The organism is Rhodococcus cerastii (genome assembly GCF_033042195.1).
Taxonomy (GTDB): domain Bacteria; phylum Actinomycetota; class Actinomycetes; order Mycobacteriales; family Mycobacteriaceae; genus Rhodococcoides.
The window spans coordinates 131,499-147,682 of the sequence record NZ_JAWLKF010000006.1 but is presented as its reverse complement, the minus strand read 5'-3'; the positions used below and the strand labels follow the sequence as shown (position 1 = coordinate 147,682).

Here is a 16,184-nt window from a genome sequence, read left to right as displayed (position 1 = left end):
AGGCGACCTACAGTACTTTCATGGCCGACTCGAACCCCCAGCATCCCGCGTACGGACTTCTCCGGCAGGTGACGCCCACCGCGTCGGTTCTGCTCGCCGACAACCCGGGCAAGATGACGCTCGACGGGACGAACACCTGGATTCTGCAGGCACCGGGGTCGGACGAATGCATCGTCGTCGATCCCGGGCCGAAGGACAAAGCTCATCTCGACGCCGTCGCCGCGTCGGGCACGGTGGTGCTGACCCTGGTGACCCATCGCCACGCCGATCACACCGGTGGGCTGAAGCGTTTTCATCGAAAGACGGCGGCTCCGGTGCGCGCTGTCGGGGAGAAGTTCCTGCACGGGGACGGCGTGAGCCTGGCCGACGGCGAGGTCATCGAGGCTGCCGGGCTGCGCATCGAGGTTCTGCACACGCCGGGTCACACCGCGGATTCGGTGAGTTTCGTGCTGGACGACGCGATCCTGACGGGAGATACCGTCCTCGGTCGCGGCACGACGGTGCTGGACCCCAAAGACGGTTCGCTCGCGGACTATCTGCAGTCGTTGGACCGGCTCGAAGCGGCCGGCGCGGGGAAGACGGTACTTCCCGGGCACGGACCGGAGTTACCGGACACCGCCGAGGTGGCGCGAGCGTATCGCGCCCACCGTCGGCAGCGGCTGGATCAGGTTCGCTCGGCGCTCGCGGAGATCGGCGAGAACGCGAAACCGATGCAGGTGGTACGGCACGTCTATTCCGACGTCGACAAGAAGTTGTGGCCGGCTGCGCGGATGTCGGTCAAGACGCAGCTGGCCTACCTCCGAGAGAGCTAGCGAGCTGCTGTCTCGACGGAACTCGGCCTAGCGAGCTCGGCGTGCCAGACGCTCGGAGTCCGAGATCAGCACGGACTTGCCTTCGAGACGCAGCCAGCCGCGGTGCGCGAAGTCGGCCAGTGCCTTGTTGACGGTCTCGCGCGAGGCACCGACGAGCTGAGCGATCTCTTCCTGCGTCAGGTCGTGGGTCACGCGCAGCGAGCCCGCTTCCTGGGTACCGAATCGCTGGGCCAGCTGGAGCAGCGCCTTCGCGACACGTCCGGGAACGTCGGTGAAGATGAGGTCGGCCAGGTTGTTGTTGGTGCGACGCAACCGGCGAGCCAGGACGCGCAGCAGCTGCTCGGCGATCTCGGGGCGCTGATCGATCCAGTCCTTGAGCGCAGCACGGTCCATGCTGACCGCGCGCACCTCGGTGACCGTGGTGGCCGAGGACGTGCGGGGGCCGGGGTCGAAGATCGACAACTCACCGAACATGTCCGACGGTCCCATGATCGTCAGCAGGTTCTCGCGGCCGTCGGGGGAGCGTCGCCCGAGCTTGATCTTGCCCGAAACGATGATGTAGAGCCGGTCTCCGGGCTCACCCTCGTTGAACACCACGTGCCCACGGGGGAAATCGACAGGCTGCAGCTGCTTCGTCAGTGCCGCAACCGCAGAGGGTTCGACTCCTTGGAAGATGCCGGCCCGTGCCAGGACGTCGTCCACTTGCGCTCCTTTTGGGATGTCGGTGTCGCGGAAACCCGCACCACCGAAAGCGTTTGTACTCAGTTCGTGCCATGCACCGAACTGCGGTGCAGTTCAGGCGTCGACGCCGATCCGATGATCAAACACAACAATTACCTCAGGGGAGTCTACTTCGAGTCGGTGAAAACCGAGTGATCGACGCCACCACAGGTTGCCAGAGGACTCGGGCGTGTGTTCCCGTTCACCCGAAATTCATCCAAATTACGACCAATGGGACGAAACGCGCGCTCAACTGGCTCGTTGGTCGGCCAGGCCGTCGCGCGTGTCGATGGTCCGCGGCGGGGTCTGGCGGCGTTTGCGGGTGTTGAACCGGGCCAATGCGTGCGGGAAGCCCTCGTTCGCCAGAGTGGCGACCTCGGACTTGCTCGCCTGATCGAGGAATTCCTGTACTTCTTGCTCCCGGACGCCGAGCTTGCTCAGGCGAAACTCGACGCGTTCCATCGCGAGTGCGAAGAGCATGAGTAGTACCGGAAAGAGCACCACGGCGAGTCCTTGCATACCGGCCAGTTAACACCGAAAAGATCTCGATACAAACACGGTCCGCTGCTGCCGCGAGGAACGTTACGCATTCTTGTCCGTACAGTTGTGGAGTGGATTCGACAGCTCCGAAACGCCCCGACGTGCGCAAACGCGAGGAGACGCACCTCGGGCTCGTGCGTCGAGCTCGGCGAATGAACCGGACGTTGAACACTGCCTTCCCGCATGTGTACTGCGAACTCGACTTCACCACGCCGCTGGAACTGGCCGTCGCGACCATCCTGTCCGCGCAATGCACCGACAAGCGCGTCAACATGGTCACCCCGGCGCTGTTCGTGAGATACCGCACAGCCCGTGACTACGCCGAGGCCGACCGGACCGAACTCGAGGAGTTCATCCGCACCACCGGTTTCTATCGGAACAAGGCCAACTCGCTGATCGGTCTCGGACAGAAGTTGCTGGAGAACTTCGACGGCGAAGTGCCTGCGACGCTGAAGGACCTCGTCACACTCCCCGGGATCGGCCGCAAGACGGCCAACGTGGTTCTCGGCAATGCCTTCGATGTTCCGGGAATCACCGTCGACACCCATTTCGGACGGCTCGTACGGCGCTGGCAGTGGACCGAGGAGCAGGACCCGGTCAAGGTCGAGCACGCCGTAGGCGCACTCATCGAGCGCAAGGAGTGGACGCTGCTCTCGCATCGAGTCATCTTTCACGGTCGACGCGTCTGCCACGCTCGTACACCCGCTTGTGGCGTGTGCGTCCTCGCCAAGGACTGCCCCTCGTTCGGGACCGGTCCGACCGACCCCGCGACCGCAGCTGCGTTGGTGAAGGGCCCGGAAACCGATCACCTTCTCGCTCTCGCCGGAATCGTGCCGTGAACAAATCTGCCCTGCGGTGGTCACTCGTCGCTCTGATCCTTGTGGTCGGGATGGTCTACGCGCTGTGGCCCCGGAGCGACGCGCCGACCGCGCAGCCCATGGATTCGCCCGGCCTCGGGCAGCGAACACCGAGCACGGACGAGCGTCGTGCAGTCGACACCCCCGAGGCACTCGCACCACTGCGTCAGGACGCCGGTCTCGCCGCGTGCCCCACGGCGTCGGGCACCGCCGCGGGCCCGTTGACGGGCATCACCCTCGAATGCATCGGCGACGGCTCGTACGTCGACCTCGGGCAGGCACTCGCGGGCCGCCCTGCCTTGCTCAACATCTGGGCGTACTGGTGTGGCCCGTGCGCCGAAGAGCTGCCCTATCTGCAGCAGTACGCCGACCGGGCAGGCGAGAAGATCGAGGTCCTGACCGTCCACAACGACGCCAACGAGGCCAACGGCCTGACTCGGCTGACCGATTACGGCGTCACCCTGCCCGGCGTTCAGGACGGCGGCGGCCGCGTCGTCGCCGCCGTCGGAGCACCCAACGTGCTGCCCGTTTCCGTTTTGATATCTGCGGATGGCACTGTCGCCAAGGTGCTGCCACAACCTTTCCGGAGCGTCGACGAGATTGCCGACGCCGTACGCGTGAACCTCGGAGTCGACTCGTGAGCGCACCCGACTGGCTCGGACGCATGCTCGACGTGGCAGGCAGGGCCGGCGGCCTGACCGACACCACCGGCATCAACCCCGTGCTGCAGCGTCAGGCACCGCCGTCCGACCGACCGCGGTCCGCCGCTGTGCTGGTGCTGTTCGGCGGCCCCGCCTCCGCAGATCCCACCTCGCCCGGTGGATTGCCCGCCGACGCCGACGTCCTGCTGACGCAGCGCGCGTCGACGCTGCGCGATCACAGCGGGCAGATCGCCTTCCCCGGCGGAGCCACCGACCCGGGCGACGACGGCCCGGTCGGCACGGCACTGCGCGAGGCGCAGGAGGAAACCGGACTCGATCCGGCAGGCGTCGTGCCACTGGCGACGATGCCCGGCATCTACGTTCCGCCGTCACGCTTCGATGTGGTTCCGGTGCTCTCGTACTGGGAGCGACCGACCCCGGTGCGCGTCGTCGATCCCGGGGAGACCGAGCGAGTGGTGCGAGTTCCATTGCGCGAGTTGCTCGATCCGGACAATCGATTCCAGGTGCGCCACCCTGCGGGCTACCAGGGCCCGGCGTTCGCTGTGCAGGGAATGCTGGTGTGGGGGTTCACGGGCGGTATCCTGGCGGGTCTGCTGGCTGTATCGGGCTGGGAGCCCGAATGGGACACGGGGGACATACGCGATCTGGAGGCCAGCTTGACTGCGGTAGGAGCGAGGCTCGATCGGTGACGGGTTCAGGGTGGGTCGATATCGCGGTGGTCGCCATCGCACTGCTGGCGGCGTCGTCGGGATGGCGGCAGGGGGCGGTGGCGTCGGCGCTGGCGTTTCTGGGGGTCGTCCTCGGTGCCGTTGCCGGCATTCTGGTGGCACCGCACGTGCTCGAGCACGTCGACGGTGCGCGGACGCGGGTGTTCGTCGGTATCGCACTGATCGTGGTGTTGGTGATCGTCGGTGAAGTCGCCGGCATGGTCCTCGGGCGGGCCTTGCGCAGCGGAATACATTCGCGCGCAGCGAGATCCGTCGACAGCACGGTCGGAGCCGGGCTGCAGGCGGTGGCGGTGCTCGCCGCTGCGTGGCTGCTGGCCATTCCGCTGACGTCGTCCTCGCAGCCCGAGGTGGCCAGTGCGGTGCGCGGGTCGTCGGTGCTCGGTCAGGTCGATCAGGTGGCACCCGACTGGCTGCGGCAGGTACCCGAGGAATTCTCGGCGTTGCTCGACACCTCCGGACTGCCGGACGTCATCGGACCGTTCGGTCGCACCCCGGTCGCCGAAGTCGCTGCGCCCGACTCCGGTATCGCAGCCGGACCTGTTCCGGTGCAACTGCAATCGAGTGTCATCAAGATCAACGGCATCGCACCGAGCTGCCAGAAGGCTCTCGAAGGCTCCGGTTTCGTCGTCGGATCCGATCTGGTGATGACCAACGCGCACGTGGTCGCCGGCACCTCCGAGGTGACCGTCGATTCGCCCAACGGACCGCTCGACGCAGACGTCGTGCTGTTCGACCCCGAGGAAGACGTTGCCGTGCTTCGTGTTCCACAGCTGCAGGCACCGGTGCTGACCTTCGCCCCGACGCCAGCCGAATCCGGTACCGACGCGATCGTGCTCGGTTACCCCGGCGGCGGTCCGTACACGGCGAGCCCGGCGCGTGTCCGCGAGATCATCAACCTCAGCGGGCCGGACATCTACCGCACCGGAACCGTCCAGCGTGAGGTCTACACCGTGCGCGGATCGGTGCGGCAGGGCAATTCCGGTGGACCCCTGGTCAACTCGTCCGGAGAAGTACTCGGAGTCGTGTTCGGCGCTGCCGTCGACGACCCCGACACCGGATTCGTGCTGACCGCGTCGGAGATCGCTGACGAACTTGCACAGAGCTTCGCTGCCCCGGTGCCGGTCGGCACCGGAGACTGCGTCGTCTAGTCGTCAGGGCCTGGCGAAGTCCGGCTGGGCAACAGATGTACACAATCTTGTCTGAGTGGGGTCAGGATCGCCTCGGCCAGCTGCTCGAGCTGGTCGATCCGGCCGGGGCCGAGGTGCTCGAACACCCGTCGGCGCACTTGCTGCACGTACCCGGGCTCGATGCGGTCCACCGCCTGCGAGCCGGCATCGGTCAATCGTGCCAATGTTCGTCGTGCGTCCTCGGAATCGCTTCGTCGAGTGACCCACAGCTTCTTTTCCATCCTGGTCACGATGCGCGACAGGTGTGAGGGCGTGACGCCTGCGCCCGCGGCCAGCTGCGTCATGTGAACGTCGCTTTCCTCGCTCGTCGACAACCAACGCAGGACCTGATACTCCGCGTGTGTGAGCCCGTGCTCGTGGCCGAGGTACGCATCGAGGGCGCCCGGTAGCCACATCATCACTCCCACGAGCAGAGACCAGGTTCGGTCTTCCTGAGGCGAGAGGTGCGGGGCATCGGACACGGGTTACACGATACCGTTGCTTGCTGCGGAAAGTATTCTCGGGTAGATTGCTTTCCGCGGGAAGTAATCTCGCACCCGATGCGTAGTACGGAGAAGCAGATGCAGGCAGCGCGATACCACCGTTACGGTGGCCCCGAAATACTCGTGGTCGAGGACGCACCGGAACCTCACGCGGAGGCGAACACCGTTCGCATCGAGGTCGGAGCCGCGAGCATCAACCCCATCGACTATCTGCTGCGCTCCGGTCGGTTGAGTGATGTGGTGCCGCTCGATCTGCCCGCCATCCCCGGCCGTGACGCGGCCGGAGTGGTCGACGAGGTAGGACCGGGGGTTGTCGGCACGCAGGTCGGAGACGTCGTGTTCGGCGTCGGTGGGATCAGTGACACCACCGCGCAGTACGCAGTACTCACCGCGTGGAGCAGTGCACCCTCGGATTGGAGCATCGAGCACGCTGCGGCCGCCGGGCTCGCTTCGAGCACGGCATCCGCGGTCATCGAGGCTCTCGAGGTCTTCGGGAGTCTGGAAGGGAAGACCGTACTGATCGACGGCGCTTCCGGAGCAGTGGGCACCGCCCTGAGTGTTCTCGCGAGGGATTCGGGGGCCGAGGTGATCGGAACCGGAAGCCCGCGCAATCACGACTATCTGATCGGCCTCGGCGTACGGCCGACCACCTATGGTCCGGGGCTTGCCGAACGGGTCGCCCTCCTCGCGCCGGGCGGGGTGGACGCGGCTGTGCACACGGCGCCGTCATCTCTGCCGGAGGACCTGATGACGTTGGTGGGCGACCCCGCCCGCGTCGTGACCGTCCTGGACGCCGAGGGTGCCGAACGTCTGGGTGCGCGAAAAATCGACGCTCGCAACGAGTCCCAGTTGTTGGAGCGCGCTTCCGAGCTGGGCCGGCGCGGAATCTATCTACCCCGGGTCGACCACATCCTGCCGTTCGCCCAGATCGCCGACGCCCACGCCGTGGCCGAGCGGGGAAGCGGCAAGGTCGTCGTCACCATGCGGTGACCCACCGCCGCGCGTAATCGAGCGCGTTCAGATTTCGCGCACGACGCGCAGGATTTCCTCGGACACCACGTCGGGTGCTTCCTGGTGGACGTAATGTCCCACGTCGCGCACTGTTCGACGCGTCAGTCCCGGTGCCCAGTGCCGATCGCGATCGAGGGTGGTGGGCAGCACGTACGGGTCGAGGTCGCCGCTGATCTGCGCGACGGGAATCGAGGTACGTACGTCCACGGCGGCCATGAAGCGGCGTCCCTCGGCGCGGAACTGGCTGCGGAATGCCCAGCGCTGATATTCGAGCGCGCAGTGCGCAGCACCCGGAATCCGGATGGCCGAGCTCATCTTGGCTGCGGTGTCGGCGTAGTCCTCGGTGTTCTTCCACGCGGACCCGGCGCGGCTGCTCATCAACTCGCCCACCGCAGCTCCGCCTCGGCGCGTCAGCAGCCTCTCCGGGCGCAGCGGAACCTGGTAGCGAACGAAATGCGGTAGCAACGCAGCGCGTTGCGCCGAATCCTTCAACACCGCTCGCCGCAGCGAGATGGGGTGCGGTGCGTTGATCAGCACCATCGAGCTCACCAAGCGGGGGTGCAACGCCGCACTGGCCCAGCAGACGAGACCGCCGTCGGCGTGACCGACGAAGGTGGCGTGCGGGTATCCCAGAGCGCGAACCAGTCCGACGATATCGCCGGCCAGTGTCCACCCGTCGTATCCGCGTGGGGGCTTGTCGGAGTCACCGTAACCGCGCAGGTCGACGGCGATTGCCCGGACGCCGGACCGAGCGAGTGCGGCAAGTTGGTGTCGCCACGAATACCAGAAGTCGGCGAAGCCGTGCAGCAGGACCACCAGCGGTGCGTCCGGTGCATGTTCGCCGACCTCGACGACGTGGAACCGGATTCCGTTGGCGTGGATGTCGCGATGGATCCACTGTCCCGGATACCGGACCGTGGACGGATCGGGCTGATTCATACTGCTCGATTCGCCCGGGCTACTACTTCTTGTAGCCGGGAACCCCGGGGATGGAATCGTGCTGGTTCGGCAGCACCGTCGACGCCTGCTTGAGCGAGTCGATGGTCTTCTCGGGCTTGCGCAGTTTCTTGACCCTGCGGTAGCCGAGGAATCCGAACAGCGCCGCAGCCAACACCATGAACGCGAACACGATGAGGAATGCGGCCCAACGGTAGAGCCACACGTCGAGCAGCTCGGCCGCGAAGAAGAAGAAGAAGAAGGTGCTGAACAGCAGAACCGTCAGGGCGATGATGAAGAAGACGCTGCCCTGCAGACCCTTCTTGACCTCACCGGTGACCTCGGCCTTGGCGAGGGCGACTTCGGCGCGCACGAGCGTCGAGACCTGGGTGGTGGCGTCCTTGACGAGGTTTCCGATGCTGGCGCTACCAGGGGTGCGGGCATCGACATCGGTCAGAGGTATCGATGAAATCGTGTTCGGGACGCCGTTTCCGTATCCCTTGTCATTGCTGACGCTCAACTCTCGACCCCTTGTAATCGCTCTGCTCGGTGTTGTGCGGAAGATCGTATCGACAGTAGTGCCTGGGTAGCAGATTAACTGTTCCGCGAAGGGCGAGCGACGCTCGGCCCTCGTTTGGACGCGTACCTCGGTACCGCCTCCCGCAAACTCGCCGATCTTGCGCGATCGGGCACCGGACACGCCCGGGTCGTGAAATTCTCAGGTGTTCATCAGGTAATTTGCAGGGAACTTCCCCCTTTCAGGAGCATCCGTGAGTTCAGCACACGCCGTCGCGCCCGACGGCGCAATTCCCGCACCTCAGGTGCCGCGGTCACGCATCGTGATCGCCTCGATGGTCGGCACGTCCATCGAATTCTTCGACTTCTACATCTATGCCACCGCCGCTGTACTCGTCTTTCCGCGTCTGTTCTTCCCCGCGGGCAACGACACCACGGCGCTGCTGGCGTCGTTCGCGACCTTCGGTCTGGCGTTCATCGCGCGGCCCGTCGGGTCGATTCTGTTCGGCCACTTCGGTGATCGCATCGGACGCAAGGCGACCCTCGTCGGCTCCCTGCTCACGATGGGCGTCGCGACTTTCGCGATCGGCTTGTTGCCGACGTACGCCGCGGTGGGTCTGTGGGCACCGGCCCTGTTGGCGATCATGCGCTTCACCCAAGGCGTCGGTCTCGGTGGTGAGTGGAGCGGTGCAGCATTGCTGGCGACGGAAACCGCGAAACCGGGCAAGCGAGCCTGGGCCGCGATGTACCCGCAGCTGGGCGCGCCCATCGGCTTCTTCTTCGCCAACGGCATCTTCCTGCTCATCGTCATCGCGACGGGCTACGATTCTGCGAACTCCGGCACCGACCACGCGTTCCTGACGTGGGGCTGGCGAATCCCGTTCCTGCTCAGCGCGATCATGGTCATCATCGGTCTGTACGTCCGGCTCAAGCTGGAGGAAACGCCGGTGTTCAAGCTGGCCGTCGAGCGTGGGCAGAAGGTCAAGACTCCGCTGGCTCAGGTGTTCAAGACCAGCTGGCGTCAGCTGATCATCGGTACTTTCGTCATGCTCGCCACCTACACGCTCTTCTACATCATGACCACGTGGGTGGTCAGCTACGGAACGGGCAAGGTCTCCGACGTCAACGGGCCCAAGCTGGCCATTCCGTACACCGACTTCCTGGAATTGCAGCTCATCGCCGTGCTGTTCTTCGCGGCTCTGATTCCGGTCGCCGGACTGCTCGCCGACAAGTACGGCCGCCGTCCCACGCTCATCGTCATCACCACGGCGATCGTAATGTTCGGACTGTCGTTCCACTGGTTCGCAGATCCGGCGTCCGCGTCGGCAGGCAAGATGTTGGTGTTCATGTGCGTCGGCCTCGGCCTGATGGGTCTGACCTTCGGACCGATGAGTGCCGTTCTGCCCGAACTGTTTCCGACCAACGTGCGCTACACGGGCTCGGGAATCTCGTACAACACCGCGTCGATCCTCGGGGCCGCAGTCGCCCCGTTCATCGCCACCTGGCTGGTGAGCAGCTACGGCGTCGGCTGGGTGGGCGTCTACCTCGCCATCGCCGCGGCGTTGACGCTGATCTCGTTGATCATCATGAAAGAAACACGGGATCAGTCGCTCGACAGCGTGTGAGCGGCTGCGCCGCACGTGAGCGGAAACTCGGAGCAGGGGTCGAGTTTCCGCTCACCTGCGCTGAGCGCTAGCGGCCCTTCTTGATCGCCTCGAACACCTTCGGGTCGACGAGGGTGGAGACGTCGCCGAGTTCGCGGCCCTCGGCCACGTCGCGCAGTAGGCGACGCATGATCTTGCCGGATCGCGTCTTCGGCAGCTCGGGCACGATGGAGATCTCGCGTGGCCGGGCGATCGGTGAAATCTCCTTGGAGACCTGAGCTTTGAGCTCCGCGATCAACGCGTCGCCGGTGTTCTCCTCGCCGGCCCGCAGGATGACGAATGCGACGATGCCCTGACCGGTGGTGTCGTCGGCGGCACCGACCACCGCGGCTTCGGCGACACTGTGATGGGTGACCAGTGCCGATTCCACCTCGGAGGTGGAGATGCGGTGGCCCGAGACGTTCATGACGTCGTCGACGCGGCCGAGGACCCACAGTGCGCCGTCCTCGTCGTACTTGGCACCGTCACCGGCGAAGTACCAGCCTTCTTCGGCGTAGCGGGACCAGTAGGTGTCCTTGTAGCGGTCCATGTCGCCCCAGATGCCGCGCAGCATCGCCGGCCAGGGCTCGTCGAGCACGAGATATCCGTTGCCGCCGTTGCCGAGTGGCTTGGCGTCGTCGTCGACGATCTTGGCGCAGATGCCCGGTAGCGGGGTCATTGCGGAGCCGGGCTTGGTGGAGGTGACGCCGGGCAGTGGGGAGATCATGATCGCGCCGGTCTCGGTCTGCCACCAGGTGTCGACGATCGGTGCGGTGCCGCCACCGACGACGTCGCGGAACCAACGCCACGCCTCGGGGTTGATGGGCTCGCCGACGGAGCCGAGCAGACGGATCGAGCTCAGATCGTGGGCCTCGGGAATCTCCTTGCCCCACTTCATGAATGTTCGAACGAGGGTGGGGGAGGTGTAGTAGATCGAGACCTTGTACTTCTCGATGACGTTCCAATGCCGGTGCTCGTCGGGCGAATTGGGCGTGCCCTCGTAGACGACCTGCGTTGCGCGGTTCGAGAGCGGGCCGTAGACGATGTAGGAGTGTCCGGTGACCCAGCCGATGTCGGCGGTGCACCAGTAGACGTCCTTGCCTGCCTTGTGGTCGAAGACGTTGTGGTGGGTGTACGAGGTCTGCGTCAGGTAGCCGCCGGAGGTATGGATGATGCCCTTCGGCTTACCCGTCGTGCCGGAGGTGTACAGGATGAACAGCGGGTGCTCGGCCGGGAAGGGCTGTGCCTCATGGGTTTTCGACGCCTTCGCGACGGTCTCGTGCCACCACAGGTCGCGTCCGTCGGTCCACGAGACCTCGGAGTCGGTGCGCTTGACGACGAGTACATGTTCGACTGACGCGGCAGCGTTCTCGAATGCACTGCCGGCGGCGCCGTCGACGGCCTCGTCGACGGTGTCCTTGATGGGAGCGGGCTTGCCGCGTCGCCACTGACCGTCGGTGGTGATGACGAGCTTGGCTTCGGCATCGTCGATGCGCGAGCGCAGCGCGGTGGCCGAGAAGCCGGCGAAGACGACGGAGTGGGTCAGGCCGAGGCGGGCGCACGCGAGCATCGAGACGATGGCCTCGGGAATCATGGGCATGTAGATCGCGACGCGGTCGCCGGAGGCGAGGCCGAGTTCGGTCAGGGTGTTGGCGGCCTGGCTGACGTCGGCGAGCAGATCGGAGTAGGTGACGTCGCGGCTGTCGCCGGGCTCGCCTTCCCAGTGGATGGCCACCTGGTCGCCGTGGCCGTCGAGGACGTGGCGGTCGACGCAGTTGTAGGCGACGTTGAGCTCGCCGTCGGCGAACCACTTGGCGACGGGGGCGTCGGACCAGTCGAGTACCTCGGTGAACGGGGTGTGCCAGTGGAGTCGGCGAGCCTGCTCGGCCCAGAAGCCGAGTCGATCGTTCTCCGCGGCGGCGTAGAGGTCGGCTCCGGCGTTGGCCTGAGCGGCGAACTCGGCCGAGGGCGCGTAGGAGGCAACCGCGGTCTCGTCGGTTCCGGAGGTACTGGTCGTCATCTCGAATAGCTCACTTTCGTCCGGTGCATTTCGCTCATGAAACTGCACTTCCGTGCCTGTCTCGAGCCCCTTGTGAGGGTAGTCACATGTGATGGCAATCGCACCGTTGCAATCGCCTGCAACCCCCTGATCTGCGGTGATCGGTAGTTTCTGCACGCTGGGCGGTAATCGGGACCGCCGGCGTGCACCCCGGGCGACGCCGATGTCCGAACTGTGAGAAATCGACTTGCCGAAACGTTTCGATCATGTTTCCTGCTTACTCACGGGTCAGCAAAATCTGGGGGAGTTCACATGTTCGTTTCAGGATGTGTCTAAAGTCCATCCCATCAGATCGTTGGAACGGCCCACCTGCCGTGCCATGCGGTCGCCCACGAATCCCCGGGCGTCGCGCCCGAGGAACTGAGCACGGACGACCCCGTGTTCACATCTGGATGGAGGATTTTCTTGCGTATCAAACGTGCCGCGGTAGTCACCACGGCTGTGCTGATGAGTGCGAGCCTGCTCGCCGCCTGTGGCGGCGGTGGCTCGAGCTCCGGCGGTAGCGCCGACGGTATCTACAGCATCTACATCGGCGAGCCCGAGAACCCGCTGATTCCCGGCAACACCACCGAGAGCGAGGGCAGCCAGGTTCTCGAGGCGCTCTTCACTCCGTTGGTCACGTTCAACGACGAGGACAACAGCGTCGAGTACAACGGCGTTGCCGAGTCCGTCGAGTCCGAGGACAACACCACCTGGACCGTCAAGCTCAAGGACGGCTGGACGTTCCACGACGGCACCCCCGTCACGGCTGAGTCCTACACCAAAGCGTGGAGCTACAACGCGTTGAGTACCAACGCTTTCGGTGCCTCCTACTTCTTCGAGAACATCGAAGGCTACGCAGACCTGCAGGGCAGCGACACCACCGAGCCCGTCGCGACCGAACTGAGCGGCCTGAACGTCGTCGACGACACGACCTTCACCGTCCAACTCACCGGACCGTTCGCGATCTTCCCGCTCACGCTGGGATACACGGCATTCGACCCGCTGCCCGAGGCGTTCTATGCCGACCCCGATGCCTACGGCGCTCGCCCGATCGGTAACGGCCCGTTCAAGGCCGACGAGGACTTCGTTCCCGGACAGGGATTCACCGTCACCAAGTACGACGATTACGCAGGCGACAATGCGGCACAGTCCGCAGGCGTCAACTTCAAGGTCTACACCGAGGTGAGCACCGGCTACAACGACGTTCAGGGTGGCGGACTCGACGTCATGCTCGACCTCCCCGAGGACGCGTGGGCCACTGCCCGCGACACGTTCGGTGACCGGTACGGCGAGCGCGCACGTCCCGACATCACCTCGCTCGGCTTCCCGACGTACGATCCGCGATTCCAGGATCCGAACGTGCGTAAGGCATTCTCGATGGCCATCGATCGCCAGGCCATCGCGACCGCGATCTTCACCGATACCCGCACTCCGGCAGGATCTTTCGCATCGCCCGTCGTCGACGGCTACCGCGAGGACGCCTGCGGTGCCAACTGCGAGCTCAACGCGGACGAGGCCAACCGTCTGCTCGACGAGGCCGGATTCGACCGCAGCCAGCCGGTGGATCTGTGGTTCAACGCCGGTGCGGGCCACGACTCGTGGATGACCGCCGTGGGCAACCAGTTGCGTGACAACCTGGGCGTGAACTACGCACTGCGCGGTGACCTCCAGTTCGCGCAGTACCTGCCGCTGCAGGACGCTCAGGGTATGACCGGCCCGTTCCGTTCGGGTTGGATCATGGACTACCCGTCGATCTACAACTTCCTCTCCCCGTTGTACTCGGCAGCCGCAACCCCGCCTGCAGGTAGCAACTACGTCTTCTTCAACGATCCGGCATTCGACGCCGCGCTGGCCGAAGGCAACAACGCTGCAGATATCGACGCTGCAACGGCGGACTACCAGAAGGCAGAGGACATCCTGATCGACCAAATGCCCGCTACTCCGCTGTTCTACGGCCTGAACCAGGCTGTGTGGTCCGATCGCGTCTCCGACGTCAAGATCGACAACCGAGGCAACATCATCCTCGAGGACGTCGTAGTCAGCTGACGACACACCCAGCTGGGTGGCAGCCAAGCGTGATCGGCTGCCACCCACCGGGTCTCGTTCAACCGTGGGGCGCATCCGTCCCACACCGACCTGCGCCGGCAAGACCCGAGGCGCAGGTTCGTCCCTTGTTCAAGGAGAAGACACACAGTGGGTCGCTACATCACTCGCCGATTACTGCTGACGATTCCCGTCCTGATCGGCTCCTCGTTCTTGATCTTCGCGATGGTCTACGCGCTGCCGGGTGATCCCATCCGCGCCCTCGCCGGAGATCGCCCCCTCGCCCCGGGCGTCGTCGCCCAGTTGCGAGACGAGTTCAACCTCGACGACAACCTGTTCGTCCAATACTTCAAATACATCGCCGGCTTCTTCCAGGGCGATTTCGGTACCGACTTCTCCGGACGCCCCGTTCTCGACACCATCGAGCGGGCGCTCCCGGTGACCGTCCGGTTGACCATCGTGGCCGTCGTCATCGAAACGATCATGGGCATCGCTGCAGGCGTGCTCGCCGCCCTCAAGCGCGGATCCTTCTTCGACAACCTCGTGCTCATCTCGACGACGCTGCTGGTGTCGGTGCCGGTGTTCGTTCTCGGCTTCATCGCCCAGTTCACCCTCGGTCTCAAGTTGGGGCTCTTCCCGATCTCCGGCATCAACGACGGCTGGTCGAGTTACCTGCTTCCCGGATTGGTGCTCGCATCGCTGTCGATGGCGTACGTGGCTCGTCTGACCCGCACCTCGGTGGCCGAGTCGATGGCCGCGGATTACATCCGCACCGCGAAGTCGAAGGGAATCAGCAACCGGCGCATCATCGTTCGACATGCGTTGCGCAACTCGCTGATTCCTGTTGTCACCTTCATCGGTGCCGACGTCGGTGGACTGCTGGGCGGTGCCATCGTGACCGAAACGGTGTTCAACCTGCCCGGGCTCGGCCGCGCCATTTACGACGGTCTCGCCCGTCAGGAAGGTGCCGTCGTCGTCGGCATCGTGACGCTCTTCGTGTTCTTCTACATCTTCTTCAACCTCGTGGTGGACGTTCTCTACGCGGTTCTCGATCCAAGGATTCGCTATGAATAAAGAAGATTCGAGCGCAGCTCAGCACGCCGCGGACGAGGGCCAGCCCGGAAACGTCGTCACCGGCGAGGCCGTCGAGCTGGTCGGTCAGGCCAGCCTGTGGGGCAACGCGTGGAAGTACCTGCGCAAGAGCCCGTTCTTCATCATCGGCACGTTCCTGCTGTTGGTGCTGTTGGTCATGGCGGTGTTCCCGCAGCTGTTCGCCCGCGGCATCGATCCGCGAGTGTGCTCGCTGTCCGATTCCGGTCAAAAACCCAGTGCAGCACACTGGTTCGGCACCGACATCCAGGGCTGCGACTACTACGCCAACGTCATCTACGGTGCGCGGATCTCGCTGTCGATCGGTGTGCTCTCGGTGATCGGCGTGCTGATCATCGGCGTCCTCATCGGTGCTCTCGCCGGCTACTTCGGCGGTGCGATCGACAGCATCCTGGCGCGCTTCACCGACGTGTTCTTCGGGATTCCGCTGCTGCTCGGTGCTCTGATCCTGCTCACCGTCACCGCTCAGCGCACCATCTTCACTGTCTCGCTGGCCCTGGTGGCCTTCGGTTGGATGACGGCGATGCGCCTGGTGCGATCGTCGGTGATCTCGATCAAGAACAGTGAATACGTCCAGGCGGCACAGGCATTGGGAGCGTCGACCTACCGCATATTGGTGCGACACATCCTTCCCAACGCGCTGGCCCCGGTGATCATCTACGCCACGATCTCGGTGGGTACGTTCATCGCGGCCGAGGCGACATTGACGTTCCTCGGAATCGGATTGCAAGCCCCCGAGATCTCCTGGGGCCTACAGATCAACCTCGGTCAAGCCAGGTTCCTCACGTCACCGCACCTGGTGCTGTTCCCGGCCGCGTTCCTCTCCGTCACAGTGCTGGCGTTCATCATGCTCGGCGACGCACTCCGTGACGCACTCGATCCGAAACGGAACTGAC

At 64.8% G+C, this 16,184-nt stretch carries 16 protein-coding genes; 10 read left to right on the top strand and 6 right to left on the bottom strand.

Annotation, left to right across the window (positions count from 1 at the left end):
• Positions 1-20: 20 nt before the first annotated feature.
• Positions 21-812: an MBL fold metallo-hydrolase gene (locus R3P93_RS13530; protein ID WP_317533232.1), complete on the top strand. Its 792-nt coding sequence runs from the start codon at positions 21-23 to the stop codon at positions 810-812.
• A gap of 27 nt (positions 813-839) precedes the next feature.
• Here R3P93_RS13530 and R3P93_RS13525 read toward each other — a convergent pair whose 3' ends face one another.
• Together R3P93_RS13525 and R3P93_RS13520 are read right to left on the bottom strand one after the other, a co-directional pair.
• Positions 840-1,514, bottom strand: coding sequence for a Crp/Fnr family transcriptional regulator (locus R3P93_RS13525; RefSeq protein ID WP_027494494.1), 675 nt, complete (start codon positions 1,512-1,514; stop codon positions 840-842).
• Positions 1,515-1,781: 267 nt separating this feature from the next.
• Entirely contained in the window at positions 1,782-2,051 is a 270-nt protein-coding gene (locus tag R3P93_RS13520) for a hypothetical protein (protein ID WP_068054099.1), read from the bottom strand.
• A gap of 173 nt (positions 2,052-2,224) precedes the next feature.
• Between R3P93_RS13520 and nth the strand changes: the two genes are divergently transcribed.
• Genes nth through marP form a run of 4 tightly spaced genes read left to right on the top strand, consistent with a single transcriptional unit; the run spans position 2,225 to position 5,467 of the window.
• On the top strand, positions 2,225-2,911 hold the full coding sequence (gene nth, locus R3P93_RS13515) for an endonuclease III (protein WP_231893979.1): 687 nt from the start codon (positions 2,225-2,227) through the stop codon (positions 2,909-2,911).
• Positions 2,912-2,961: 50 nt separating this feature from the next.
• Positions 2,962-3,570, top strand: a complete 609-nt coding sequence (locus R3P93_RS13510) for a TlpA family protein disulfide reductase (protein WP_149407340.1) — start codon at positions 2,962-2,964, stop codon at positions 3,568-3,570.
• Between the two features lie 23 nt (positions 3,571-3,593).
• Positions 3,594-4,280 carry an NUDIX hydrolase gene (locus tag R3P93_RS13505; protein ID WP_094670605.1) on the top strand — a complete coding sequence of 229 codons (687 nt, stop codon included), beginning with the start codon at positions 3,594-3,596 and terminating at the stop codon, positions 4,278-4,280.
• Positions 4,277-5,467: an acid resistance serine protease MarP gene (marP, locus tag R3P93_RS13500; protein ID WP_317533231.1), complete on the top strand. Its 1,191-nt coding sequence runs from the start codon at positions 4,277-4,279 to the stop codon at positions 5,465-5,467. Before R3P93_RS13505 ends, marP begins: the two co-directional genes overlap by 4 nt.
• On the opposite strand, the gene R3P93_RS13495 is transcribed toward marP, so the two are convergent.
• Positions 5,464-5,967 carry a MarR family winged helix-turn-helix transcriptional regulator gene (locus R3P93_RS13495; protein ID WP_217901101.1) on the bottom strand — a complete coding sequence of 168 codons (504 nt, stop codon included), beginning with the start codon at positions 5,965-5,967 and terminating at the stop codon, positions 5,464-5,466. The two genes, marP and R3P93_RS13495, sit on opposite strands and share 4 nt — an antisense overlap.
• Positions 5,968-6,066: 99 nt before the next feature.
• Between R3P93_RS13495 and R3P93_RS13490 the strand changes: the two genes are divergently transcribed.
• Positions 6,067-6,978 carry an NADP-dependent oxidoreductase gene (locus R3P93_RS13490; protein WP_394855304.1) on the top strand — a complete coding sequence of 304 codons (912 nt, stop codon included), beginning with the start codon at positions 6,067-6,069 and terminating at the stop codon, positions 6,976-6,978.
• A gap of 27 nt (positions 6,979-7,005) precedes the next feature.
• Here the strand turns inward: R3P93_RS13490 and R3P93_RS13485 are convergent, their stop codons facing one another.
• Both R3P93_RS13485 and R3P93_RS13480 read right to left on the bottom strand, forming a co-directional pair.
• The gene (locus R3P93_RS13485; RefSeq protein ID WP_317533229.1) at positions 7,006-7,938 is read right to left on the bottom strand and encodes an alpha/beta fold hydrolase; all 933 of its coding nucleotides are present in this window, start codon (positions 7,936-7,938) and stop codon (positions 7,006-7,008) included.
• Positions 7,939-7,960: 22 nt separating this feature from the next.
• Positions 7,961-8,455 (bottom strand): phage holin family protein, encoded by a 495-nt coding sequence (locus tag R3P93_RS13480; protein WP_068054119.1) that lies wholly within the window; start codon positions 8,453-8,455, stop codon positions 7,961-7,963.
• Positions 8,456-8,705: 250 nt separating this feature from the next.
• On the opposite strand from R3P93_RS13480, the gene R3P93_RS13475 reads away from it, so the two are divergent.
• The gene (locus R3P93_RS13475) at positions 8,706-10,076 is read left to right on the top strand and encodes an MFS transporter (protein WP_179272182.1); all 1,371 of its coding nucleotides are present in this window, start codon (positions 8,706-8,708) and stop codon (positions 10,074-10,076) included.
• A gap of 67 nt (positions 10,077-10,143) precedes the next feature.
• Here R3P93_RS13475 and acs read toward each other — a convergent pair whose 3' ends face one another.
• Positions 10,144-12,114, bottom strand: a complete 1,971-nt coding sequence (gene acs, locus R3P93_RS13470; RefSeq protein WP_317533228.1) for an acetate--CoA ligase — start codon at positions 12,112-12,114, stop codon at positions 10,144-10,146.
• 444 nt (positions 12,115-12,558) lie between these two features.
• On the opposite strand from acs, the gene R3P93_RS13465 reads away from it, so the two are divergent.
• The 3 genes from R3P93_RS13465 to R3P93_RS13455 all read left to right on the top strand — a co-directional run bounded on the left by R3P93_RS13465 (position 12,559) and on the right by R3P93_RS13455 (position 16,183).
• Positions 12,559-14,181: a peptide ABC transporter substrate-binding protein gene (locus R3P93_RS13465; protein ID WP_317533227.1), complete on the top strand. Its 1,623-nt coding sequence runs from the start codon at positions 12,559-12,561 to the stop codon at positions 14,179-14,181.
• Between the two features lie 147 nt (positions 14,182-14,328).
• Positions 14,329-15,252 (top strand): ABC transporter permease, encoded by a 924-nt coding sequence (locus tag R3P93_RS13460; RefSeq protein WP_094638620.1) that lies wholly within the window; start codon positions 14,329-14,331, stop codon positions 15,250-15,252.
• Positions 15,245-16,183 carry an ABC transporter permease gene (locus R3P93_RS13455; protein ID WP_094638621.1) on the top strand — a complete coding sequence of 313 codons (939 nt, stop codon included), beginning with the start codon at positions 15,245-15,247 and terminating at the stop codon, positions 16,181-16,183. Before R3P93_RS13460 ends, R3P93_RS13455 begins: the two co-directional genes overlap by 8 nt.
• Position 16,184: the final 1 nt, after the last annotated feature.